General features: G+C 62.3%; 23 protein-coding genes and 1 riboswitch. Of the genes, 13 read left to right on the forward strand and 10 right to left on the reverse strand.

All coding sequences use genetic code 11. The annotated features are described in order from the left end of the window. Positions 1–55: 55 nt before the first annotated feature. Complete coding sequence (locus EB230_RS01955) at positions 56–1,402, reverse strand: FAD-binding oxidoreductase (RefSeq protein ID WP_172371161.1); 1,347 nt, start codon at positions 1,400–1,402, stop codon at positions 56–58. A gap of 166 nt (positions 1,403–1,568) precedes the next feature. Continuing rightward, positions 1,569–2,591 carry a substrate-binding domain-containing protein gene (locus EB230_RS01960; RefSeq protein ID WP_065005532.1) on the reverse strand — a complete coding sequence of 341 codons (1,023 nt, stop codon included), beginning with the start codon at positions 2,589–2,591 and terminating at the stop codon, positions 1,569–1,571. 363 nt (positions 2,592–2,954) lie between these two features. Between EB230_RS01960 and EB230_RS01965 the strand changes: the two genes are divergently transcribed. The 5 genes from EB230_RS01965 (at position 2,955) to ugpC (ending at position 9,489) form a co-directional block, all read left to right on the forward strand. Then, positions 2,955–4,310: an ABC transporter substrate-binding protein gene (locus EB230_RS01965; RefSeq protein ID WP_172371162.1), complete on the forward strand. Its 1,356-nt coding sequence runs from the start codon at positions 2,955–2,957 to the stop codon at positions 4,308–4,310. 196 nt (positions 4,311–4,506) lie between these two features. Next, the gene (locus EB230_RS01970) at positions 4,507–5,520 is read left to right on the forward strand and encodes a sugar ABC transporter permease (RefSeq protein WP_056569104.1); all 1,014 of its coding nucleotides are present in this window, start codon (positions 4,507–4,509) and stop codon (positions 5,518–5,520) included. 1 nt (position 5,521) lies between these two features. Beyond that, entirely contained in the window at positions 5,522–6,676 is a 1,155-nt protein-coding gene (locus tag EB230_RS01975; RefSeq protein ID WP_056569102.1) for a carbohydrate ABC transporter permease, read from the forward strand. Between the two features lie 4 nt (positions 6,677–6,680). Continuing rightward, entirely contained in the window at positions 6,681–8,345 is a 1,665-nt protein-coding gene (locus EB230_RS01980) for an alpha-glucosidase family protein (RefSeq protein WP_172371163.1), read from the forward strand. 31 nt (positions 8,346–8,376) lie between these two features. Beyond that, on the forward strand, positions 8,377–9,489 hold the full coding sequence (gene ugpC / locus EB230_RS01985) for a sn-glycerol-3-phosphate ABC transporter ATP-binding protein UgpC (RefSeq protein WP_056569096.1): 1,113 nt from the start codon (positions 8,377–8,379) through the stop codon (positions 9,487–9,489). 70 nt (positions 9,490–9,559) lie between these two features. Here ugpC and EB230_RS01990 read toward each other — a convergent pair whose 3' ends face one another. The 4 genes from EB230_RS01990 to EB230_RS02005 all read right to left on the reverse strand — a co-directional run bounded on the left by EB230_RS01990 (position 9,560) and on the right by EB230_RS02005 (position 10,808). Continuing rightward, complete coding sequence (locus EB230_RS01990) at positions 9,560–9,796, reverse strand: DUF680 domain-containing protein (RefSeq protein ID WP_056569092.1); 237 nt, start codon at positions 9,794–9,796, stop codon at positions 9,560–9,562. Between the two features lie 68 nt (positions 9,797–9,864). Further along, positions 9,865–10,068 carry a DUF680 domain-containing protein gene (locus EB230_RS01995; protein ID WP_056569089.1) on the reverse strand — a complete coding sequence of 68 codons (204 nt, stop codon included), beginning with the start codon at positions 10,066–10,068 and terminating at the stop codon, positions 9,865–9,867. Positions 10,069–10,139: 71 nt separating this feature from the next. After that, the gene (locus EB230_RS02000) at positions 10,140–10,340 is read right to left on the reverse strand and encodes a DUF680 domain-containing protein (protein ID WP_056569087.1); all 201 of its coding nucleotides are present in this window, start codon (positions 10,338–10,340) and stop codon (positions 10,140–10,142) included. Between the two features lie 315 nt (positions 10,341–10,655). Then, a complete protein-coding gene (locus tag EB230_RS02005; protein WP_155772467.1) occupies positions 10,656–10,808 on the reverse strand; it encodes a hypothetical protein in 153 nt (50 codons plus the stop codon). Positions 10,809–10,834: 26 nt separating this feature from the next. Continuing rightward, a riboswitch (cobalamin riboswitch) is annotated at positions 10,835–11,036 on the forward strand. Between the two features lie 115 nt (positions 11,037–11,151). Here EB230_RS02005 and EB230_RS02010 point away from each other — a divergent pair. From EB230_RS02010 to EB230_RS02045, 8 genes are all read left to right on the forward strand, one after another. Next, complete coding sequence (locus EB230_RS02010; RefSeq protein WP_056569084.1) at positions 11,152–12,399, forward strand: aromatic ring-hydroxylating dioxygenase subunit alpha; 1,248 nt, start codon at positions 11,152–11,154, stop codon at positions 12,397–12,399. 20 nt (positions 12,400–12,419) lie between these two features. Continuing rightward, complete coding sequence (locus tag EB230_RS02015) at positions 12,420–13,520, forward strand: hybrid-cluster NAD(P)-dependent oxidoreductase (protein WP_081295051.1); 1,101 nt, start codon at positions 12,420–12,422, stop codon at positions 13,518–13,520. Positions 13,521–13,615: 95 nt separating this feature from the next. Next, a complete protein-coding gene (locus tag EB230_RS02020; RefSeq protein WP_246738897.1) occupies positions 13,616–14,095 on the forward strand; it encodes a PqqD family protein in 480 nt (159 codons plus the stop codon). 32 nt (positions 14,096–14,127) lie between these two features. Next, on the forward strand, positions 14,128–15,177 hold the full coding sequence (locus EB230_RS02025) for a hypothetical protein (protein ID WP_056569075.1): 1,050 nt from the start codon (positions 14,128–14,130) through the stop codon (positions 15,175–15,177). Further along, entirely contained in the window at positions 15,174–15,926 is a 753-nt protein-coding gene (locus EB230_RS02030) for a glycosyltransferase family A protein (RefSeq protein ID WP_172371165.1), read from the forward strand. The genes EB230_RS02025 and EB230_RS02030 overlap by 4 nt, the downstream gene beginning before the upstream one ends. Position 15,927: 1 nt before the next feature. Continuing rightward, positions 15,928–16,605 (forward strand): glycosyltransferase family A protein, encoded by a 678-nt coding sequence (locus tag EB230_RS02035; RefSeq protein ID WP_056569069.1) that lies wholly within the window; start codon positions 15,928–15,930, stop codon positions 16,603–16,605. Beyond that, the gene (locus EB230_RS02040; protein WP_172371167.1) at positions 16,605–18,074 is read left to right on the forward strand and encodes a nucleotidyltransferase family protein; all 1,470 of its coding nucleotides are present in this window, start codon (positions 16,605–16,607) and stop codon (positions 18,072–18,074) included. The genes EB230_RS02035 and EB230_RS02040 overlap by 1 nt, the downstream gene beginning before the upstream one ends. 219 nt (positions 18,075–18,293) lie before the next feature. Continuing rightward, positions 18,294–19,886 carry a hypothetical protein gene (locus EB230_RS02045; RefSeq protein WP_172371169.1) on the forward strand — a complete coding sequence of 531 codons (1,593 nt, stop codon included), beginning with the start codon at positions 18,294–18,296 and terminating at the stop codon, positions 19,884–19,886. A 132-nt stretch (positions 19,887–20,018) separates the two neighbouring features. On the opposite strand, the gene EB230_RS02050 is transcribed toward EB230_RS02045, so the two are convergent. The 4 genes from EB230_RS02050 to EB230_RS02065 all read right to left on the reverse strand — a co-directional run bounded on the left by EB230_RS02050 (position 20,019) and on the right by EB230_RS02065 (position 23,550). Then, positions 20,019–20,636, reverse strand: a complete 618-nt coding sequence (locus tag EB230_RS02050; RefSeq protein WP_172371171.1) for an alpha-ketoglutarate-dependent dioxygenase AlkB — start codon at positions 20,634–20,636, stop codon at positions 20,019–20,021. A 230-nt stretch (positions 20,637–20,866) separates the two neighbouring features. Continuing rightward, positions 20,867–21,331 carry a peptidoglycan-binding protein LysM gene (gene lysM / locus EB230_RS02055; protein WP_019862690.1) on the reverse strand — a complete coding sequence of 155 codons (465 nt, stop codon included), beginning with the start codon at positions 21,329–21,331 and terminating at the stop codon, positions 20,867–20,869. A gap of 89 nt (positions 21,332–21,420) precedes the next feature. After that, on the reverse strand, positions 21,421–21,858 hold the full coding sequence (arfB, locus tag EB230_RS02060; RefSeq protein WP_056569055.1) for an alternative ribosome rescue aminoacyl-tRNA hydrolase ArfB: 438 nt from the start codon (positions 21,856–21,858) through the stop codon (positions 21,421–21,423). 81 nt (positions 21,859–21,939) lie between these two features. Beyond that, a complete protein-coding gene (locus EB230_RS02065) occupies positions 21,940–23,550 on the reverse strand; it encodes a phosphoenolpyruvate carboxykinase (RefSeq protein ID WP_172371173.1) in 1,611 nt (536 codons plus the stop codon). Between the last annotated feature and the right edge of the window lie 292 nt (positions 23,551–23,842).

The raw sequence follows: 23,842 nt of genomic DNA on the forward strand, positions 1-23,842 counted from the left end.
TGGGTGGAATGCGGTCGCCGCCGGCATGGCGATGGACCACGCTTGGCGCGATCCGCTATAGCGCCGGACCCAATCGAACGGCGCTTCCATCATGGAAGCGCGACAGCCGGAAGCGGCTGAGGTCATGCCCAGTCTCGTTTCCCTGCATCATGTCGGAAACGACGCGCCCGATTCCTGGCCCGATACCGAACCCGTGACCACTCATGCCGGTCGCGACGAAAAGACCGCCGACCGCCTCCACGCGATCGACGACAGGGACGACATCGGGCATGGCGTCGATCATGCCTCCCCAGCCGGCCTTCAGGCGAACCGTTTCGAACTGTGGAAAAAGGTGTTTGAAATTGTGTTCTACCGAACGGAGACCGGAGCGTTCGGCGGCTGGGTTGAGCACCCGCATCCTTTCGAAGGGGCTCCGGGAATCCGGTGCCCAGTCGCGCGGCGTCGACCAGCTGTCGGGGTAGCCTGACGGAGCGAACGGAAAGTAACGCGTCCCGAACGGGTTGGCCATGAGGGCTGGAAGATACTTGGTGGCGTGCCGGAACGCGTCGGGCCCGACGTAAAGCAAATTACTGCCTCCCGGGGCGAGCGTGTATCCGCCATCCTGTCTGCGCCTGAACGCGATGTGATCGTCGGCTGCCGCACCGGAATAGATTTCGGGCAGGGGTTCCGTCGCGGCCACGGTTACCCTGACGCTGAGCTGAGGGACGGACACGCCGTGTCTTGCCAGGAGCAGGGATGACCAGGCGCCGCCCGCGACCAGCACGCTGGAGGTCTCGATGTACCCCGCTTCGGTCCACACTCCCTTGATCCTGCCGGCTGAGATTTCGAGGGTCCGCACCGCGCAATTCTCTACGATCCTGGCGCCTTTTCGGGCGGCAAGCCGGGCAAGCGCGGGCACCGCCAACCAAGGCTCCGCACGCATGTCGGAGGGCGTCGTCATCGCGCCCTTGAACCTGCGCGACATGCCCTTGATGAGTTTTGCGGTTTCGTCCGCGTCCAGGAGGCGGGTGTCGAGTTCATGGATCGCGGCGATCTTCATGAATTCTTCGAAGCCGGCCATTTTCTTGTCCGAGCTTGCCAGGTAGGTCACACCTGTCTGCTTCAGACCGATGTCCTCGCCGCATTCCTCGGCCAGCTGCCGCCATAGGCGAGACGCCTCGATAACAATCGGCAGCTCATCCGCGTCCCGCCCCTGCTTTCGAATCCAGCCCCAATTTCGGGAGGACTGCTCGGCCGCAACGCGTCCCTTTTCCAGCAGCGTCACCGGAATGTTGCGCTGCGCAAGGAAAAGAGCGGTCGTCACGCCAATGATACCGCCGCCAACGATGACCACCTCCGAAGTCTTCGGCGGTGGACCGGCATGTCGGATTGGATCCGCTTCGGAAAACGGGAATAGGGGCAAGTGGCGCATCCTGGGAGGAATGATCGATGCTCTGGCTTACTGGTTGCCACCCCCCAAAAGCCAAATCAAGAGCAGACGCAGGCAGACCATTGTCCCACGGCCCGGCAATCGATCGTCCGGCGATGTCCGCAAGGGGCCGGCCTCACGGGGCGATTGGGTCTATCTCCTACGCCGGCGCACCGGCGACCGAGCCCCGCACCACCAGATCGACCGGCCAGACCTCGCCGCGGGCGCCTTCTTCCAGGCCCGATATCCGTGCCGCCAGCCGCTCGGCGACGCGCTCGCCGGCGAGACGGATGGATGAGCGCGTCGTCGATAACGGTACGGAAAAGTTTTCCGGCTTCAGCCAGGGGAAGACATCGTCATGGGCGATCAGCGACACATCGCCGGGAATGGTGAGGCCGAGGTCGCGCACCGCGCGCACGACGCCTAGCGCCATGATCAGGCTTGAGCAAGCGATCGCCGTCGGCGCGTCGCTCGCCTCAAGCAATCGCCTGGTGGCGCGATAGCCGTTTTCTTCGGTCATGGCCACCGAGCAGACGTGGCGCTCGCCGAGGGTCAGCCCGCTCGCGGCGAGCGCCCGGCGCACGCCGCGCTCGCGATGGATGGCAAAGGTCTCGCGGTCGTCGCCATTGATCAGCGCCAGCCGCCGATGGCCGAGCTGGACCAGCAATCGCGCCGCCTCGTGGAAGGCGCCCTCATTGTCGATGTCGAGATAGGGATAGTCGAAATCGAAGCCTTCGCTGCGGCCGTGGACCAGGTAGGGAATGCCGAGCGTGCTGACCAGCGCCACCCGGCTGTCCCGCGGCCTGGGCGACGAAATATAGACGGCGTCGACCTGCCGGTTGGCGACGATGCGCCGATAAGTGGTTTCCTGGTCGTCGGCATCGGCCGGCGACAGCACAAGGTCAAGCTCATGCGAGCGGGCATAATCGCCGAGGCCGGACAGGAATTCGACGAAATGCGGATCGATGTCGACGGCCGCACCTGTCGGCAGGACATAGCCGATCATGCCGGACTTGCCGGTCGCCAGCCGGCGCGCGCTCGGATTGGGGCGGTAGCCATGGCGCTTGGCGGCGTCCATCACGCGCCTGCGCGTTTCCTCGTTGACCTCCGGGTAGCCATTCAGCGCCCGGCTTACCGTGGTCTGCGAAAGCGCCAGCATATGCGCGAGCTGCTTGAGGTTCACAACGGCCTCCATTCCCTCAAAGCGCTTTTAAATTGAATCGACCCAAGTGCCACAAAGGCGCGAGGGCATCGACACAACCATAAGCGGGGTCGGGACCGGTTTGAAACAGAAAATTGCTGTTGCGCTGCCAAAAAGCATGCTGCGGTGCAATTTCTGATGTCAGAATCAACGAAATTAAATCGATTAGCTAACCGAACCTCTTGACTTCCAGTCGATTCAGTGGCGAGATTAGAAAAGCCAAAGCGCTTTGGAAGACTCTTCGAAAGGTTGCGGTTCCCTTGCGACTGAGTCACAGTCCTGCGGCGTCGGCGGGCGGAATGGAGGTTCCGTCCGGTGTGTGTGACCCACTGGGAGGGAATACCGATGAAGAAAATGCTTTTGCTGGGTGCTGCGTTTGCCACGCTCGCCCTGAACGCGCCCGCGCATGCCGAACTGAAGTTCAAGCCGGGCGAGGACAAGCGTTTCAATTGGGCAAATTACGAAGACCTGAAGAAAGTCGATCTCAAGGGCGAGACCCTGACCATCTTCGGGCCGTGGCGCGGCGAGGACGAGGCGCTTGCCCGTTCGGTGCTCGATTATTTCGCCGAAGCGACCGGCGCCGAGGTGAAGTACTCCTCTTCCGAGAACTATGAGCAGCAGATCGTCATCGACACCCAAGCCGGCAGTCCGCCAAACATCGCCATCCTGCCACAGCCGGGCCTGATCCAGGATCTTGCTTCCAAGGGCGTCCTGAGCCCCCTGGGCGATGACGTCGCCGCCTGGATCAAAGAGAACTACGCCGCCGGCGACTCCTGGGCCAAGCTCGGCACGTATAATGGCAAGGACGGCAAGCCGGGCTTCTATGCCTTTCCCTACAAGATCGACGTGAAGGGGCTGGTCTGGTACTCGCCCGACAATTTCAACGAAGCCGGCTACAAGGTTCCGAAGACGCAAGAGGAACTGGCCGAGCTCGAAAAGAAGATCATAGCCGACGGCGGCAAGCCCTGGTGCATAGGGCTGGGCTCTGGCGGCGCGACCGGATGGCCGGCGACCGACTGGGTCGAGGACATCATGCTCAGGACGCAACCGCCGGAGGTCTACGACAAGTGGGTCAAGAACGAGATCCCGTTCACCGATCCGGCGGTGGTTAACGCCATCGACATCTTCGGCAAGATCGCCACCGACGACAAGATGGTGGATGGCGGCGCCAAGGCAGTGGCCGCGACAGACTTCCGCGACAGTCCGAAGGGCCTCTTCACCGTGCCGCCGAAGTGCTACATGCACCATCAGGCATCGTTCATCCCCTCCTTCTTCCCGGAGGGTGTAAAGCTCGGCCAGGATGCGGATTTCTTCAACTATCCGCCTTACGCCTCCAAGCCGGAGCTTGGTACGCCGCTGGAAGTGGCCGGAACATTGGTCATGATCACCAAGGATTCCAAGGCATCGCGCGAGTTCATCAAGTTCCTCGAAATGCCGCTCGCGCATGAATTGTGGATGGCGCAGAAGAGCTTCGTCACGCCCTTCAAGGGTGCCAACAAGGACGCCTATGGCAGCGATGCGCTGAAAAAGCAGGGCGAGATCCTGGTCGGAGCGACGACGGTTCGCTTCGACGGTTCCGACCTGATGCCCGGCAAGATCGGCGCCGGCTCATTCTGGACCGGCATGATCGATCTGGTCGGAGGCAAATCCGCCCAGGACGTGGCCGCCGACATCCAGAAGAGCTGGGACGCGATCAAGTGACCAGCCCGGGCGAGTAGCCAGCCCGGGTTCGGGTGCAATCCAGACTTTCCTGATCCTCATACCGAATCCGGGCCTCCGGCCCGGATTCACCGGCAGCACTTGCCGGAAGCCTTTCGCGTTCGATTGTTGCGAATAACGAAATCGGTGCATCCGATCGCCAGCACTGCCTGGCCGATCATGCGCAGGGAGAGGGACCATGGCGGCTCAGATTTTCTCGGCCATATTTGTCATCATCATCGGCGTCGGCGGCTGTGTCGCTTATTTCTGGGGCGCCAACAAACTGCTCGACTTGACCTTCCCCTCGCGCGGAGTTTCCGGCACGGCCGCCGTCAACAATCTGCGCCGGCAGGGCCTGATACGGCCATGGCTGTTCGTCGGCCCGGCGCTGATCATTCTCACCATCTACCTGATCTACCCCGTGATCGCGACACTGTGGCTCTCCTTCCGCGACCGCGGCGGCGAGAACTTCGTCGGCTTCGCCAACTACGAGTGGGCGCTTCGCGATCAGGATCTGCGAAACTCAATCCTGAACAACATCCTGTGGCTGGCAGTGGTGCCCGCCGCCTGCACCTTCCTCGGGCTGATCATTGCCGTGCTCACAGACAAGATCTGGTGGGGCACGATTGCCAAGAGCCTGATCTTCCTGCCGCTGGCCATCTCCTTCGTCGGCGCCAGCGTGATCTGGAAGTTCATTTACGAATATCGCGGCGAGGGCCAGGTGCAGATCGGCCTGCTCAACGCCATCATCCAGCATTTCGGCGGCCAGCCGCAGGTGTGGATATCGCTGCCGTTCTGGAACAATTTCTTCCTGATGATCATCCTGATCTGGATTCAGACCGGGTTTGCCATGGTCATCCTGTCCTCGGCGCTGCGCGGCATCCCGGAGGAGACGCTGGAAGCCGCCGTCATCGACGGCGCCAACCCGTTCCAGATCTTCTGGAAGATCATGGTGCCGCAGATCTGGGGCACGATCGCTGTTGTCTGGACCACCATCACCATCCTGGTGCTCAAGGTGTTCGACATCGTGCTGACCATGACCAACGGCCAGTGGAACAGCCAGGTGCTGGCCAATCTGATGTTCGACTGGATGTTCCGCGGCGGCGGCGATTTCGGTCGTGGCGCGACAATCGCCATCATCATCATGATCGCGGTCATCCCGATCATGGTCTGGAACATCCGCCAGGCGAACAAAGAGACGGGAGGGCACTGAAATGGCCGTCGCGACCGGAAATTCCTTCGCCAGCCGTTTCGGCGTCCATATAGCGGTGCTGGTCTTCGTGGCGATCTGGACCATTCCGACACTCGGCATCCTGGTCTCCTCGCTGCGCGACAAGGACCAGATCGTTGCCTCGGGCTGGTGGAATTCGTTCGCCAGTTCCAGCCAGACCGAAGCCGGGCGTCTGCCCGCCGCCTCCGCGCAGACCCAGAAGGACGGCAAGTTCGTCCTCGAGGGCAACATTTTCGGCGACGGCGCCAGGCGCAGCATCAGCGCTTTCGGCGTCAAGGCGGCGGCACCGACACAGTATCCGGCCGGCACATCGGCGGACCTCGGTGACGGCGTGACCTTGCAGGTCAATGCCGACGGCAGCTTCGTCATGACCTCGCCCAAGGCGTTCGAAGGCGATCGCGGCCAGCGTGTCTACTATGCCTCGTCGGCACCGCCCAAGTTCACCACCGACAACTACCACACCGTGCTGTTTTCGGAAGGCATCGGCCGCTCGTTCATGAATTCGCTGACCGTCACCATCCCGGCGACCGTCATTCCGATCCTGATCGCCGCCTTTGCCGCCTACGCGCTGGCCTGGATGCGTTTTCCTGGCCGTGCGCTGCTGATCGCGGTCATCATCGGCCTCCTGGTGGTGCCGCTGCAGATGTCCCTGATTCCGCTGTTGAAACTCTACAACGGGGTCGGCGCTTTCTTCGGCGTGCCGTCGAAAACCTATCTCGGCATCTGGCTGGCGCATACCGGCTTCGGCCTGCCCTTCGCCATCTATCTGCTGCGCAGCTATATTGCCGGCCTGCCGCGCGAGATCATGGAATCGGCCCGCATCGACGGTGCCAGCGATTTCGAGATCTTCGTCAAGATCGTGCTGCCGCTGTCCTTCCCGGTGCTGGCCTCCTTCGCCATCTTCCAATTCCTGTGGGTATGGAACGATCTGCTGGTGGCGATGGTTTTCCTCGGTACGGCACCCGACCAGATCGTGTTGACAGCCAAGCTCAACGCGCTGCTCGGCTCTCGCGGCGGCAACTGGGAAATCCTGACGACATCGGCCTTCATCACCATCATCGTGCCGCTGATCGTCTTCTTCTCGCTGCAGCGCTATTTCGTCCGCGGGCTGCTTGCCGGCTCGGTGAAAGGAGGCTGAAACCATGCAATCCGCTTTGAAGGCCAGCTCGAAGCCTGACCTTGCCGTCGATCGCGACTGGTGGCGAGGGGCCGTGATCTACCAGATCTATCCGCGCAGCTACCAGGATTCGAACGGCGACGGGATCGGCGATCTCAAGGGCATTATCGGGCGGCTGCCCTATATCGCCGCGCTCGGCGCGGACGCGATCTGGATCTCGCCCTTCTTCAAATCGCCGATGAAGGATTTCGGCTACGACGTCTCGGACTATTGCGACGTCGACCCGATGTTCGGCACGCTGGCCGATTTCGATGCACTGACGGCGGAGGCGCATCGGCTGGGCCTCAAGGTGATGATCGACGAAGTGCTGTCGCACACCGCCGACAACCATCCCTGGTTCAAGGAAAGCCGGTCGAGCCGCACCAATCCGAAGGCGGACTGGTATGTCTGGGCGGACGCCAGGCCGGACGGCACGCCACCCAACAACTGGCTGTCGATCTTCGGCGGATCGGCGTGGCAGTGGGACACCAGCCGCCAGCAATATTACCTGCACAATTTCCTGGCCGAACAGCCCGACCTCAACTTCCACAACCGCGAAGTCCAGGACGCGCTGCTCGACGTCACCCGCTTCTGGCTGGAGCGCGGCGTCGACGGCTTCCGCCTCGACACGATCAATTTCTACTTCCACAGCCAAGGCCTGGAAAACAATCCGCCGCTGCCGCCCGAAGAGCGCAACGACCAGACAGCGCCGGCGGTCAATCCCTACAACTACCAGGACCATCTTTACGACAAGAGCCGCCCGGAAAACCTCGGCTTCCTCGAACGTTTCCGCGCCCTGCTGGATGAATATCCGGCGACGGCCGCGGTCGGCGAAGTCGGCGATTCGCAGCGCGGGCTGGAGGTCGTGGCCGCCTATACCGCCGGCGGCAAGCGCGTGCACATGTGCTATTCCTTCGACTTCCTGGCGCCGGAAAAGATCAGCGCGCCCAAGGTCCGTTCGGTGCTGGAAGCCTTCGGCAAGGTCGCCAGCGACGGCTGGTCGTGCTGGGCGTTTTCCAACCATGACGTGATGCGCCCGGCCTCGCGTTGGGCTGCGGATGAGGCCGACCCGACCGCCTATCTCAAGGTCATCTCGGCATTGCTGATGTCGCTGCGCGGCTCGGTCTGCATCTACCAGGGCGAGGAGCTCGGGCTCGCCGAGGCCGAATTGCGCTTCGAGGATTTGCAAGACCCCTATGGCATCCGCTTCTGGCCGGAATTCAAGGGCCGCGACGGCTGCCGCACGCCCATGGTGTGGGATGGCAACGCCAGGAACGGCGGCTTCTCCCAGGCAAAGCCCTGGCTGCCGGTGCCGGCAAAACATCTGGCGCAGGCGGTCAATGTCCAGCAGGGCGACCAGAGTTCGCTGCTCGAACACTACCGGCGCTTCCTCACCTTCCGCCGTGCCCATCCGGCGCTGGCCAAGGGCGATATCACCTTCATCGAAAGCGAGGGCGACATTGTCGCGTTCACGCGCCGGGCGGGCAATGAGCAGGTCGTCTGCGTCTTCAACCTCGGCGCCAAACCAGCCAAGGTCGACCTTGGCGGCCCATCACTGCAACCTTTGCCGGGACACGGGTTTTCCGGGCAGGCGAACACCGGTTCGATCGAACTGGGCGGTTACGGCGCCTGGTTCGGGCGCATCGACTGAATCTTTTTGAGAGATCACTGGGAGGAAACCAATGGCCGATGTCAATTTGAGACAAGTGAAGAAGTCCTACGGCAATCTCAACATTCTCCACGGCATCGACCTCGATATCAAATCGGGCGAGTTCATCGTCTTCGTCGGCCCGTCGGGCTGCGGGAAGTCGACCTTGCTGCGCTCGATCGCCGGGCTCGAGGAAATCACTTCGGGTGAGCTCAAGATCGACGGCGAGGTGGTCAACGACGTGCCGCCGTCGAAGCGCGGCATCGCCATGGTGTTCCAGTCCTATGCGCTCTATCCGCACATGACCGTCTACGACAACATGGCGTTCTCGATGAAGATCGGCAAGGAGAACAAGGCCGAGATCGACCGCCGCGTGCGCCAGGCGGCGGAAATCCTGCAGCTGACCAAATATCTCGACCGGCTGCCCAAGGCGATGTCGGGTGGCCAGCGCCAGCGCGTCGCCATCGGCCGCGCCATCGTGCGCAATCCGAAAGTGTTCCTGTTCGACGAGCCGCTGTCGAACCTTGACGCCGCACTGCGCGTCGCCACGCGCATCGAGATCGCCAAGCTCAAGGAATCGATGCCCAATACGACCATGATCTACGTCACCCACGACCAGGTCGAAGCGATGACGCTGGCCGATCGCATCGTCGTGCTCAAGGACGGGCACATAGAGCAGGTCGGCACGCCGATGGATCTCTACAAGAAGCCCGGCAATCTGTTCGTCGCCCAGTTCATCGGCTCGCCGGCCATGAACATCCTGCCTGCGACGATCGACAAATCAGGCAGCCCGACCGTCGTCAGCCATGTCGGCGGGCGCAAGGCTACGGTGCCGATCACGACGCCGGCCTCGGCGAAGGGTGCGGCTGTAAGCTTCGGCGTGCGGCCGGAGGACCTGATCATCGCGACCGGCGCGGACTATCTGTTCGAAGGAACGGTCGACTACGTCGAGCAGCTCGGCGAGGTTCAGTTGGTCTATGTCGATATCGGCCGCGCCGACCTGCCACTGGTGACCAAGCTGCCGGGCAATGTCGAGGTCAAGCGCGGCTCGACGCTGCGGCTGACCGCCAATGCCGAGGACTTGCATATCTTCGACACTGATGGGCGATCCTTCGCGCTGCATGAAGCGGAAGCAAAGGCGGCTTAGAAGCCCGTCTCGACAGAAAAAAAGCGGCGGGCAAGGCCCGCCGCTTTCTTTATAGGATCGACTTTGGCTGTTAGTGGCCGAAGAGGTTCCGGTCGGCGCCCTGGGGCGCGGACTTCTGCACGTCGCCCGACGAATTGAGCAGCTTGTAGACGGGCGAATCGCCGTTGCGGATCGAACCCGTGCGCGAGTTGTCGACCGAAGTCGCGGCAGGCTGGTTGGCGCCATTGGAGCCGTAGTTGTCGCTGCCGGCGAAAGCGCTGCCGGAGAGAGCCAGAACGGCGGCGGCGGCAATGATGATCTTGTTCATTTCAAGTCTCCTGAATTTCAAGTTTCAGCAGGGCGGCAGGCAAACCCGCCGCCCTGGAGAATCGGCTGTTAGTGGCCGAAGAGATTGCGGTCGGCACCCTGGACAGACGTCTGAGCAGCCGGTTCCGACTTCCTGATCGACGCGGTGTAAGAGGTGTCGGCCGAAGTGGCAGCGGGCTGGTTGGCGCCGTTGGAGCCGTAGTTGTCGCTGCCGGCGAAAGCGCTGCCGGAGATAGCCAGAACGGCGGCGGCAGCAAGGATCATCTTCTTCATTTCAAGTCTCCTGAATTCTTCGAGTTCCGCCAAGGCGGCGAGCCAGTGCCACCGCCTGCGGGAATCGACTGTTAGTTGTTGCCGAAGAGGTTGCGATCGGCACCCGTGACAGGCGCCTGGGCAGCCGGTTCCGACTTCTTGGTCGAAGCGGTGTACGAACCGTCGACGGCAGCAGTGGCTGCAGGCGCATTCGAACCATAGTGATCGCTACCAGCGAAGGCGCTGCCGGAAATGGCCAGAAGGGCGGCGGCAGTGAGAACAATCTTTTTCATTTTTGGTACTCCAGTATTTTTACGTCCGTCTAGCGGCGTGTCTTGGGATTAAAATCGCGTCGTTCGGACAGCCCCGATGTGGGAAAGCCTGATGGCCGTTTCCAATCACGAAGTTGTTCCGTGTGGACCAAGAGTCCACCACTTGAAATTGTACCAAAGCCTTCCGGATCAAAGATTTTTCTTTTTGATATCAATCGATTAGATAAAATCACCACCGCGATCACCTGATGTATCGGAGGCTCAGCGTTCACACCGTGCTGTACGCACCGTCAACAGAAACGAACCGTTCGGTTCGATTTTAGAATTTGCTAATAGTCACTTTTCGAAACCATTAACCTTTTCTGCTTCGATTCCGGGCGATTTTCGATAGCCGGCACCATCGTCACCGAGACGCGTTTCGTGCCCGCTGTTTCCGATCCGATCGCTGCGCAGGCGTGTCGCGCCACATGGATGCAATGTCGCTTTCATGCCGATGTCGCATTCGCTGTCGTGATTAGATCATGGCCATCTCAGGTGCCGCTTCGTGACGACGGGGCGGAGAATTGGGAAGCCGGTCAAAGTCCGGCGCTGCCCCCGCAACGGTGGTGGAGTTCAAGTCGCAACGGGAGACCACTGGGCGAAAGCCTGGGAAGGTGTCGCGACCGTCCGAAGGGACACTCCAGAGCCCGGAAACCAGCCCGAGATTTCTAAACTCGACTGATCGCGGTGGGCGGTCAAGAGGTGGATGGTGCATGACCGGCGCTTCGCCGGGACTGCATCCGATCCTTCCTCCATCACCACCATAGTCAGTCCTTAAACACGAGGACAGGACATGGATGCGCGTAACGATATGCTGAGGCTCTTGAACAGCCGCAGAGAGGGTTTCTCGCTGGAGCAGCCCTTCTACACCGACCCGGACTATTTCAAGCTCGACATGGAGCTGATCTGGTACCGCGACTGGCTTTTCATCGGCCATGATTGCGAATTGCCCAAGCCCGGCAGCTTCATCACCGTGCAGATCGGCGACTACCCGGTCGTGCTGGTGCGCGATCAGCAGGGCAAGATCAATGCCTTCCACAATTCCTGCCGCCATCGCGGCAGCAGGGTCTGCAACACGGACAAGGGCACGGCCGCCAAGCTGGTCTGTCCCTATCACCAGTGGACCTATGAGCTCGACGGTCGCCTGCTGTTTGCCCGCCAGATGGCCGACGGCTTCGACAAGAGCCAGTTCGGGCTGAAGCCGGTCGCCTGCGAAAGCGTCGCCGGTTACATCTTCATCTGCCTGGCGAAGGAGCCAGCCGACTTCGCGCCGATGCGGGCGATGATCGAACCCTATCTCAAGCCGCACCGGCTCAGCGAGGCAAAGATCGCCTTCGAGAGCACCATCGTCGAAAAGGGCAATTGGAAGCTCGTCTGGGAAAACAACCGCGAGTGCTATCACTGCGCGGGCAATCACCCGGAGCTGTGCAAAACCTTCCCGGAGGCACCGACCGTGACCGGCGTGCAAGGCGCCGACAGCGATCCGGAGATGCTGGCGCACTGGGCCAAATGCGAAGCGGCCGGCCTGCCGAGCAAGTTCCGCATCGACCCGGCGGGGCAATACCGCGCCACGCGGGCGCCGCTGCTGCGCGATGCGGTCAGCTACACGATGAACGGCAAGCGGGCGGTGAAGAAGAACCTCTCCGACAGCGTCTCGGCCGACCGTATCGGCACGTTGATGCACTATCACTATCCGACGACATGGAACCATATCCTGATCGACCATGCCGTCACCTTCCGCGTGCTGCCGATCAGTGCGACCGAAACCGCCGTGACGACCAAATGGCTGGTCCACAAGGACGCGGTCGAGGGCGTCGATTACGATCTTGCCGAACTCACCCATGTGTGGACCGAGACCAACGACCAGGACCGCCGCATCGTCGAGGAAAACGCCCTTGGCATCCTGTCGCCGGCCTATGAGCCCGGTCCCTATTCCGAGCTGCATGAGGGTGGCGTGATCCAGTTCGTCGACTGGTACGCCCGCTTCATCGGCCCGCGCCTCGCCGAAGGCGGCCGGCCGGCGCTGCGCAGCGTCGCCTGAGAGGTTGAGGGATGAATGCGATGACCGACCTTGGCCTCTATCGCCATCTCGATCAGATGGCGCCCTGGAACGACAGGCTGCAGGTGCTGGAAGTGATCGGCGTCAGCGACGAGGCGCCTGACGTCAAGACCTTCACGTTCCGATCGGACAACCAGACCTGGTTCCGCTACAAGCCGGGCCAGTTCGTGACGCTGGAGTTGCCTGCGCCGGACGGGCCGCTGATGCGCACCTATACGCTGTCCTCCTCACCGTCGCGGCCGTTCTCGATCTCGGTCACGGTCAAGGCGCAGGCCGGCAGCATCGGCACGCGATGGATGTTCGATCACCTGACACCCGGTTCGCACGTCAAGGCTTATGGGCCGAGCGGGGACTTTTCGCTGCACAGCCATCCGGCGGCCAAATACCTGTTCATCTCGGCCGGTTCCGGCGTGACGCCGATGATGTCGATGCTGCGCTGGCTGAACGACTGCGCGCCATGGACCGATGTCGGCTTCGTCAATTGCGCGCGTCGCGCCGAAGAGATCATTTTCCGCAAGGAGCTCGAGCTGCTCGGCAGTCATATGCCGGGCTTGTCGCTGGGCTTCATGATCGAGGAGCGGTCAAGCCGCGAGGGCTGGTATGGCCATATGGGCCGCATAGACGCCATCCGGCTGCCATTGCTGGCGCCCGATTTCCGTGAACGCGAAATCTTCTGCTGTGGTCCGGACCCTTTCATGCGCGCCGTGCGCGGCATGCTGGAAGCCGCCGGCTTCGACATGACGAAATACCATCAGGAGAGCTTTGCCGCACCCGCGGTGGAGGAAATCCCGGCGCCGTTCGCAACGCCGTCGCAGGATGGCGTGGCCGTTCCCGTCGAGGCCGCAACGCCGATCCGCTTCGCGTTTTCGGACGTCGACGCCGAATGCGTCGCCGGCCAGACCGTGCTGCAGACGGCGCGTGCCTCTGGCGTGCGGATACCCGCGGCCTGCGAATTCGGCCTGTGCGGAACCTGCAAGGTCAAGAAAGTCTCCGGTGCCGTCGAGATGAGCCACAATGGCGGCATCCTCGATCACGAGATCGACGACGGCTTCATCCTCGCCTGCTGCTCGAAGCCGCTATCGGCTCTCGAAATCGAGGCGTGATCGGCTTGCGCTCCAACTGATCGCCGGAAATGTCGGCGCCCTGCGGGCGCCGGTTGCCTTGCCAAGAAAGAACCGAGCGTTTACAGGCGTTGTCAGTGGAAGCGATCCCGCTGGCGGGCGGGAATTGTGAAGCGGGGGCAACAATGACGCATGATTGCGGCACCTATGCGGTTGCGAGCAGGGACATCGTCTTCGAATCCTTCGATGGCGAGGCCGTTGTGCTCAACCTTGCGAATGGCAAGTATTTTGGCTTCTCCGATTCCGGTAGCAGGGTTTGGCAGGCGCTCTCGTCCGGGGTCAACACCGAAGCCCTGATCGGGCTGACCGTCGGTGGCTCGACACTGGGCGCGGCGGAACTCGAACACTTCATCTCGCAATTGCTCGAAATGGGGTTGCTGGTGCGTTCAGATCAGGTTGCGCAAGCGCTGCCGGGCGAACTATCCGCCGATCTTGCCGCCACGAACGAACCGCTCAATGTGAGCATTCACGACGACCTTGCCGACCTGATCATCGTGGATCCCATCCACGAAGTCGAGGAACCCCTCGGCTGGCCGGCGGTAAAGCAGGCATCCTGACGAGCCGGCTGCGTCCGAGATAGAGGCGCTGGATGCCGCGCGTCACGCTCGAAACCTTGCCGGATTACGCACGGTATCTCATCACCGCCGCGGAAGAAGCCTTTGCACATTATCCGGGCCCGCTGACGGTCCGCCTGCCCCAACTGGAGCTGACCGCGCATGTCGGTCCCGGTGTGCTCGCGGATGCGCTGGGCCACGCCTTTGTCCAGGCCCATGATGGCCTGACCGCACAGTCGGCGTGCCGCATCTTCATCGCCCATCCCGGCATCGGCGGCATCCCTGAGCCGGCAAGGTGGGGCGACGCGCATTTCACCGAATACGGCTTTGCCGAACGGCTCGCCGGGGAGGGGTTGCGTGGCCACTATTTTCACGATCTGGATTTCTGGCAGGTCTACGATCCTGAGCGCCGCATTGGCGTACAGCTGATGGCGTCAGCCGATGCCTTCCCGCCCTGGGAGCCGACAGCGCCGCTGCGGGCCTTCCTGCATTGGGAATATGCGGCGCGCGGCATGCGGCTGACCCATGCCGGCACGCTCGGTGCCAATGGCAAGGGCGTGCTGCTTGCCGGTGCGGGGGGCGCCGGCAAATCCGGTACCGTCGCCGCCGGTCTGCTCAACGGGCTCGACAGCGTCGGCGATGACTATGTGCTGATCGATCTCGCCGGTGGCGTAACCGCGCGGCCTCTGTTTTCGACGCTGAAGCAGGATGCGCGCGGTTTCGCGCGGCTGGGCCTGAAGCAGCGGCTGGGAGTCGAGAGCCCCTTGAACTGGCAGGGCAAGCACACTTTTCACATTGTCGACATAGCGCCCCGGCCGGTCCCCCCGGCGCTGGACATCGTTGCGCTGGTGGTGCCACATATCGGCGGTGGCGAGGCGAGTTCGATCGTGCCGGTGTCGCGGCGGGACGCCATGATAGCGCTGGCACCGTCGGGCATCATGCAAATGCCGGGAGAACGCGAAAGCGGCTTCCGTTTCTTCGGCGATCTCACCCGCCTGCTGCCAAGCTACCGTCTGTCCTTGGGAACGCATCCCGGGGAGATCGCAGGCACCATTGCGGATTTTCTGACGCGAGTTGCTTCGTGAAGTTGAGCGTGATCATGCCTGTCTACAACCGCGAGCGCTATGTCGTTTCGGCATTGCGCTCGCTGGTGCGACAGCGCGACGCCGCCGATCTCGACATCATCGTCATCGATGACGGCTCGACCGACGGCTCGGCGGAGGCCGTGCGCTCGATGATGGGGGAAAACCCCTGCATCCGCCTGTTTCGGCAGGAGAACATGGGCGTGACCAAGACCCGCAACGCCGGCCTCAAGCTGCTCAAACCGGAAACGGAGCTCGTGTCGTTCCTCGATTCGGACGATGTCTCGCCGGTCGGGCGATTCAAGGCCGATATTGCGTTCTTTCAGGCCGACCCCGGTCTTGAGCTCACCTATTCGCTCATGATGCTGGTCGACGGCATCGACGACGACAGGCTGGAACCCGAGCCCGGCAGCCATTTCATGACGGTGCGGGGAATTCATCTGTCATCGGGCATTTTCTCGCGCAGGCTCGTCGATCGGATGGGTGGCTTCGATGAGGCCTTCCAGCAGGCGGAGGACACCGACTATCTGCTGCGCACCTTTGAAAGTGGACCCAGATTCGTCACGCCGGATACCGTGGCGCTTTATTACAGACGTCACCCCGGCAACATGACGAAGCAGGCCGACACATCCCTTCGGGAGTTCATACGAGCCATCCACAAATCGATGCGACGGCGAAAGGCCGACCCCTCCTTGCGCGGCGTCGAAGGCATCTTCGATGTCAAAGAACTCGCCAATTGGCGGTTCATGTAGCATGCGGAACTACGGCGTCGTCATACCGGCCTTCAACGCAAGCGGCACGATTGCCGAGACCCTGCTCTCGGTCGCGGCGCAGACGGTGCGGCCTGAACTGGTGGTGATCGTCGACGATGGTTCGACCGACGATCTCGCTTCGGCGATCAGCGGAACAGAGTTGCCGATCCACCTGTTGCGCCAGGCAAATTCAGGGCCCGGCAGTGCCACGACCAGGGGCATCGCGGCGCTGTCGACACCGTTGATCGCGACGCTTGACGCGGACGACCTCTGGCTGCCGAACAAGATGGAGAGGCAGATCGCGCATCTGGAGAGATTTCCCACGACATCGGGGGTTTTCTGTCACTGGCGGAATTTCCGCAACGACCGGCCCGACGCGCCCGAGGCCGAGGCGGTGCCCGGCTGGTCGCGCACCACCATGATGATCCGCCGAGAGGTCGCCGAGACGGTTGGGCCAATCGTCGATCCGCCGGGCGGCCGGGGCGAAATGATCGACTGGATCGCCCGGGTACGCGAAGCGGGCCTTGCCCTCGACATGCTGGACGAAGTGCTGGCGCGGCGCCGCATCCGGCCTGGCAGCCTGTCCTACGGGCGCGATCCGGCACGCGACCGCGGCTATCTCCAGGTCGCGCGGCTCGCCATGCTGCGGCGGGCGCGGGACAAGGCCGGCTCGGGCTGATGGCTCATATCCGCCGTATCGAGCGACGCTTCCCGGACTATGGCTGGTCATGGCCGACGGGTGGGCTCGACCAATTGCTCAAGGCAGCGCTCCTTGCCGACGAGGACGCCGCTGCCGCCTGCGCCGCACGCTGGCTGGACGAGAACGATATCGATCTCGTCTCGTTCCGCGAGCACCGGCTGCTGGCCGCGATCTCCGACAGGTTCGGCAGGAAGCTCGCCGGCCATTCCGCTTATCCGCGCCTCGTCGGCCTGCAGAAGATGCTGTGGACCAAATCGCGCATGGCCATGCGCGAGGCCGAGCCGGCGCTGAAGGCGATGGCGGATGCGGGATGCCAGGTGATGCTGATCAAGGGCGCCAGCCGCATTGCCCTGAACGCATCGGCACAGCGCGGCAGGGTGGCGCACGACATCGACATATTGGTGCGGCCGCGAGACATTCAGACGGCCTTCGACGTGCTGCGCGACGGCGACTGGCAGATCGCCACCGGCGTCAGCCCGCAATATCTGCGGACAAGACTGGCGTCGCTGCGCTCGATGAATTTCTTCAAGGGCAATCTTGGCGACATCGACCTGCACCAGCTCGCCTATGACGGCTCGCAGCGGAGCGACGAAGACGACGTGGCCATCTGGCGGCGGGCCGATGGCGCCGAATTCAGCGGCGTCGACGTGCTGGTGCCGTCGCCGGCCGACCGCATCGCGCTTGCCATCGCGCATGGCGGCCTCGACGCCCACACCCACAGCGACTGGCTGGTCGATTGCGCCGTGGCCATTCGCGGCGGCGACGTCGACTGGGACGTGTTCCTCGATGTTGTCGCAAGGCGCGGCCTTGCCGTTGCCGCGGCGGTGGCGCTCTCCTACCTGACGCTCGAAACAGGCGTGACGACGCCGGACCGGGTGCTGGCGCGTGTGCTTGACATGGCCGACCGCTCCGGCCTCTCGCGCTGGTCGGCCGTGCTGCAGGCCAAGCCGCGGACCGATTTCGGCAGGCTGGCCTGGCTGTCGCGCGGCCTTGCCAAGCAGTTGCGGCTGAGGCGCAAGAGCGGCCGGCTGCGCCAGGAGCCGCCAGCCAAGGCGTGGCGCGGCAGGCCAGCTCGCAACGAGCCGCCGGAAACGACGACGCCGTCGGTCTTCTCACAGGCCATACCTTGCCCGCCAACGGTAAGCGAGATGATGCTGGACATCACGGTCAGGATCAGTGTTCCACCGGTCCGGCGCCGCATCGAGATGGAGATCAATGCCGATAACCACCATGTCGCGCGCCTGCGCGCCATGGCCATCAGCCGATCGGGCGGGGAGCGGGTGCTGCATTTTCGCGGCAAGGTGACGCTTGATGGGCAACGGCATGCCTTGACGCTGGAGGCACGACCCTCCCGGCAATTCCGGCAATGGGACGATGCGGTGGCGGTCGCGGCCTATGGCGCGCTGCCCTTCCACCTGATCTCGGCGACGTTCTCGCCTATTGGCTGAAATGAAAGCACTCGCCAAGCATTGCTCGGCCTGTTGCAAGAGTCCTGGACGGACAATCCAGATCTCGACGCGGTGCCAACGAACATCGCAGCCCGGAACGGCGCGATTAACTGCACTTTAGGCAATCCCGGCTAGCTTGCGGCGTCAGACAGGTGCATGCGTGCACCCGCCCGTGATTTCGTCGTACTGCATAAAAATGATCTTTGTTGGAGCGGTGCGATGAGTATGGGAAGTGTCAGAAACGTCAGCACCGCCACCGGCTTTGCCTCTTCGATTGGAAGCTTGTCGCCGGTCTGGCTTGTCGCGGCCGTGGTGGTGTTTTCTTTTTTCATGCCCTGGACGGCGGGCGACAATACCGACGTCAGCTGGCTCATCGTCATCTGCGAAAAAGTCCTTGATGGGCAAAAGCTCTATGTCGACATTCTGGAGACCAATCCGCCCTTCTCCGTCGCCCTGTATATCGGCCCGGTATGGCTGTCCCACAGGCTTGGCATCTCGGCCGAATCGGCGGTCGAGTGCTTCATCTATCTGGTCTTCTTCGTTTCAATGGCGCTGTCGGCCGTGGTCATCGAGCGAAGCCGTATCTTCGCCGATCTGAAGACGCAGTGGATCTATCCCGCGCTGGCGGTTCTGCTTCTCATCATGCCTGGGAATGTTTTCGGCCAGCGCGAACATGTCGGTACGATGTTGTTCATGCCGATGCTGTTGCTGATGATGTGGCGGATTGAACGCCGCCCTGACGCGCCGGTTCCTCTTGGCCTTGCCGTGGCGGTCGGCCTGGCTGGAAGCGTGCTGCTCCTGGTCAAACCACATTGGGCAACCGGTATCGTCCTGCCTTACCTCTTCATCGCCTGGCGCAAACGCTCGCTGATGGCGTGCCTGACTGCTGAAAATGTCGTCATCTTCACGGTCTGCGCCGCCTATCTCGTCAGTGTGTATCTGTGGTTTCCCGATTTTCTCGGCGCCTTCCTGCAATTGCTGATGCGCTACTATGTCAGCCTGCGGGCCAACATAAACATGTTGGCCGCGTTGCCGACCTTTATCGTCTTTGTCGTTTTCACGGTTTTCCAGATGCGCAAATCCGTCTGGCGAGACGACGTCGCACTGGCGATGGCGAGTGCAGCCGGTTTCTTTATCTCGATGCTTTACCTTGGGAAATACTGGCCCAACCACCAGTATCCCTACCAGACCACGATGGTGTTCGCGATGCTGCTGGCGGTGGCATCCCGGTGGCGAGTGGCGACTGGCCTCGCAAACGCGGAAGCCGCCTCCGAGGTCGCCAGCGTCAAGCTCCATGCCGCGGCCGCGCTGGCCGTGGTCGCCGCGCTTTCGGTGACGCACCACCAGTTCTACCAACTGCCCGAGAAAAGCCTGGCCGATGCCATCAAGAGCCGTTACGTCTCGCCATCGATCGTTCAGGTCAGTTCCGACCTTTCCGTCGGCAATCCGCTGACAAGAATGACCAATGGCCGCTGGCTGTCGGCCTATGCTCATGATTGGGTCGGCACCTACGCGCTCTGGGGCCTGATGCGAGGGACATATCAAGGCGAAGACGAACGCATCGCGCGGCGGGACCTTGACGATTACACCCGCTACCTGAATTCCCTGATCCGCGACAACAAGCCCGATATCATCCTGATGGATCGGATGGACAAGAAAAAGTCGGCATGGTCGCTCACAGGGGACTTTCCGCCAATCTGGATTGTGTGGATGCGCCAGAACGCGGATTTCCAAACCCTGATGGGCGACTACGAAGAAATCGCGAGCGGGGATTATATCGAAGTCTATGCACGGCGCCCGGACGCCCATTAGAGCAGTTCACCGTTTTACGGAAACGGCGATCTCCTCTAACGCTTTGTTTTGACGCCATTCCCAAGGGAAAGCGCCACGCGCTTTCCCCGGGAAAACCGTTTTACACCTTCCCTGTAATTGCTCATGGCTCACTCACTCGGCCTTCGTCACCCGCCGCAGCGTCAGATTGATCCTGCCGCCGTTCTTCAGCAACGCCGAGGTCGAGGGATAGATGCGGTCGACGCCGTGGAAGCAGAGGCGCCCCTCGCCGCCGAGTACGACGACGTCACCGCTTTTCAGCCTGAACGACTTGGTCGCGCCCTCGCGCGTCGTCTGACCGACCCTGAACAGGCAATCATCGCCCAGTGAGACGGAGACGACGGGTGCCGAGAAATCGGCCTCGTCGCGGTCCTGGTGCAGGCCCATCTTCGCGTCCGCCGTGTAGAAATTGATCAGGCAGGCCTCCGGCGGGCTAGGATAGCCCGACACCTGCCGCCAAAGGTCGAGCAGGCCCTCCGGGATCGGCGGCCATGGTTCCCCGGTCAACGGATGCGTCGGCTGGTAGCGATAGCCCCGCTCCTTGTCGGTGACCCAGCCGAGCGTGCCGCAATTGGTCATGCGCACGCTCATCTCCTTGCCGGTGCGCGGCATGGCCGGCACGTACAGCGGGGCCTGCTGGACGATGTTTCTCACCGCCTCGACAAGCGCCTCCTGAACAGTGCGCGGCAGATAGGCCGGCATGTGGCGGACTCCCTTGGGCAGAACAAGCATTGAACAGCGCACCTTGAGATGGTTCGAGTCTGCAAGATGCCACCATCAAGGAAAAACAGCGACCCGAAAGCCGCCGCCGATCTCGTCGCGGCTGTCGATGCGGTATGGGCGATGAATTCACGAAGGTGTTTCCGCGGAGCGCAACTGGTAAAATCGAAAGCGCCGCGCGTCCTTTCGGATGCGCGGCGCTTGACTTTGCCGTATCGAAACGGCGCGACCTGGCTAACAAGTCATGGGATGCGCAGCACCTGACCTGGATAGATCTTGTCCGGGTGGGTCAGCATCGGCCTGTTGGCCTCGAAGATGGCCGTATTCTTGGCGCCCTGGCCCTTGCCGTAGCTTTTCTCGGCGATCTTCCAGAGGTTGTCACCCTTCTGAACGGTGTAGAAAGTCGGTTCCTTGGCCGGTGCAGCCGCCTTGCCGGCATCCGGCGCGACCTGCAATTCGTCGGCCTGCACCTTGGAGACACCCAGCGTGTTGCCGACGGCAATCACCGCCTTTTCGAAGATCGACTGGTCCTTGACCACGCCTTTTAGTACCGCCGTGTCACCCTGGACGACGACCTGCACGCCATCGGTGCCGAGCTTGTGCGAATCGAGCTCCTTCTTGAGCGTGTCGGCAGTGGGTGCGGCTTCCTCGTCGCCGCCGATGCCCAGTTTCTTGCCGACGCTTTTGACGAAATCGAACATGCCCATCTTTAGTCTCCCTTGCTGTGGCAATGGCGAAACCTTGCATCTGAGGCGTCAAATGGAAAGCCATTTTATGCACGCGGATGGTGTGGTGCTTAATCGTTCTCCACCCGGCCGCGCAGCTTCTTGATCGTGCCGCGCCCGGCCTTGCTTTTCAGCCGCCGTTCCACCGCGCCTTTCGAGGGGCGCGTCTTCTTGCGCGGCGGCGGCGGCGGCTCGGCGGCCTTGGCCACCAGTGCCGTCAGCCTCGCCCTTGCATCGGCGCGATTCTGCTCCTGGGTACGGAAGCGCCCGGCCTCGATGACGATGACGCCGTCCTTGGTGGCGCGCTGGCCGGCAAGCTTGATCGTGCGTGCGCGCACGCGCTCCGAGAGGCCGGCCGCGTTGGCCGCGTCAAAGCGCAGTTGCACGGCCGTCGCCACCTTGTTGACGTTCTGGCCGCCGGGACCGGACGAGCGGATGAAATCCTCGTGCAGGTCGCCCGGATGGATCACGGCTTCGTCTGATATGATGATGTTGTCATCGATCGGCATGCCGCAGTCATGGCGCGGTGGACCAGAAAAGAAAAGGCCCGATCGAAACCGGGCCTTCAATGGTGCTGAGCGGCGTGACGACTACTCCGCCGCTTCCTGCATGCGGGGCGCCGCACCCATGACGGTCGCATCGACATGCGGCTCGAATTTCTCGAAGTTGACCGCGAACATCCCGACCAGTCTTGCCGCCTGCCGGTCATAGGCGGCCTTGTCGGCCCAAGTCGAGCGCGGATCGAGAATTGTGCTGTCAACACCAGGCACGGCCACCGGCACCTCGAAGCCGAAATTGGCGTCGGTGCGGAATGCGCCGGTCTTCAGCGAGCCGTCGAGCGCGGCGGCCAGCAGAGCGCGCGTCGCCTTGATCGGCATGCGCTTGCCGGTGCCATAGGCGCCGCCGGTCCAGCCAGTGTTGACCAGCCAGCAGTCGGCGCCATGGCTGGCGATGAGCGCGCGCAGCAGGTTGCCGTATTCCGACGGATGGCGCGGCATGAACGGCGCGCCGAAACAGGTCGAGAACGTCGCCTCGGGCTCGGTGACGCCCTTTTCGGTTCCGGCCACCTTGGCCGTGTAACCGGAGAGGAAATGATACATCGCCTGCGCCGGGGTCAGCCGCGCGATCGGCGGCATCACGCCGAAGGCATCGGCGGTCAGCATGATGATGTTTCTGGGATGATTGGCGCGCCCGGTCTTCGAAGCGTTGGGGATGAAGTCGAGGGGATAGGCGCAGCGGGTGTTTTCGGTGAGGCGGCCGTCATTGAAGTCGGGCACGCCGTCGGCGTCGAGCACGACATTTTCCAGCACGGTGCCGAAGCGCTGCGTGGTGGCGAAGATCTCCGGTTCGGCTTCCGCCGACAGCTTGATGGTCTTGGCGTAGCAGCCGCCCTCGAAATTGAAGATGCCATGCGGACCCCAGCCATGCTCGTCGTCGCCGATCAGCGTGCGCGACGGATCGGCCGAGAGCGTCGTCTTGCCGGTTCCGGAGAGCCCGAAGAATATGGCGGCGTCGCCGGCCGGCCCCTCATTGGCCGAGCAGTGCATCGGCATCACGCCCTTCTGCGGCAACAGGTAGTTGAGCATGGTGAACACCGACTTCTTCATCTCGCCGGCATAGGAGGTGCCGCCGATCAGCACGATCTTGCGGCTGAGGTCGACGGCGATCACCGTCTCGGTGCGGCTGCCGTGACGGGCGGGATCGGCACGGAAGGACGGCAGGTCGATGATCGTCATCTCAGGCACGAACTGTTCGAGTTCGGCGCTATCCGGACGGATGAGCAGATTGCGGATGAACAGCGAGTGCCAGGCAAATTCGGTGATCACCCTGGTGGGGAGCTTCAGCTCCGCGTCGGCGCCGCCGACCAGGTCCTGCACGTAAAGATCCTTGTCCGCGGCATGCGCCTGGAAATCGGCAAGCAGCGTCTCGAACTGGGCCGGAGAGATCGCCTTGTTGTTGTCCCACCAGACATGCGGCTCGGTGGCGGCGTCGCGGACGACGAATTTGTCCTTGGGCGAACGGCCTGTGTGCTGGCCGGTCTCGGCGACCAGCGCGCCACGCGCGGTCAGCCGGGCCTCGCCGCGCCGGATCGAGTCCTCATAAAGGGCGGCCGCCCCGAAATTGTAGCGCACCACGCCGGTGGTTTTCAGGCCGATACGATCGATCGCGCAAGCAGGATTGCGTTTGCCGACTTCCGACATTGGTGTCCCTTCTTCGATTTACTGCGTCTTTGCCGGCGTATTTCCGGCACGCCCGCTGTACGGGCTGAGATGGTCAGAACCAGAAAAGCCAAATGATATCAAATCATTAATCGATTTAAATATTTTGAAAGTTGTTTAAATCGTTTATATATGCAAAAAGTTTCACGGTTGCCCAAAGGATTGGCCGCGTTCGTTCGTCCAATCCATGTCGAGGTAGGATTGTGGCCTGCGGCACCCCGCGCGTGACAGCGGACAAGGCCTATGCCACATTTTGTACCTAATTTGTCCTGCA

Origin of the sequence: Mesorhizobium sp. NZP2234, assembly GCF_013170765.1 — a bacterium.
Taxonomy (GTDB): Bacteria; Pseudomonadota; Alphaproteobacteria; order Rhizobiales; family Rhizobiaceae; genus Mesorhizobium; species Mesorhizobium loti_D.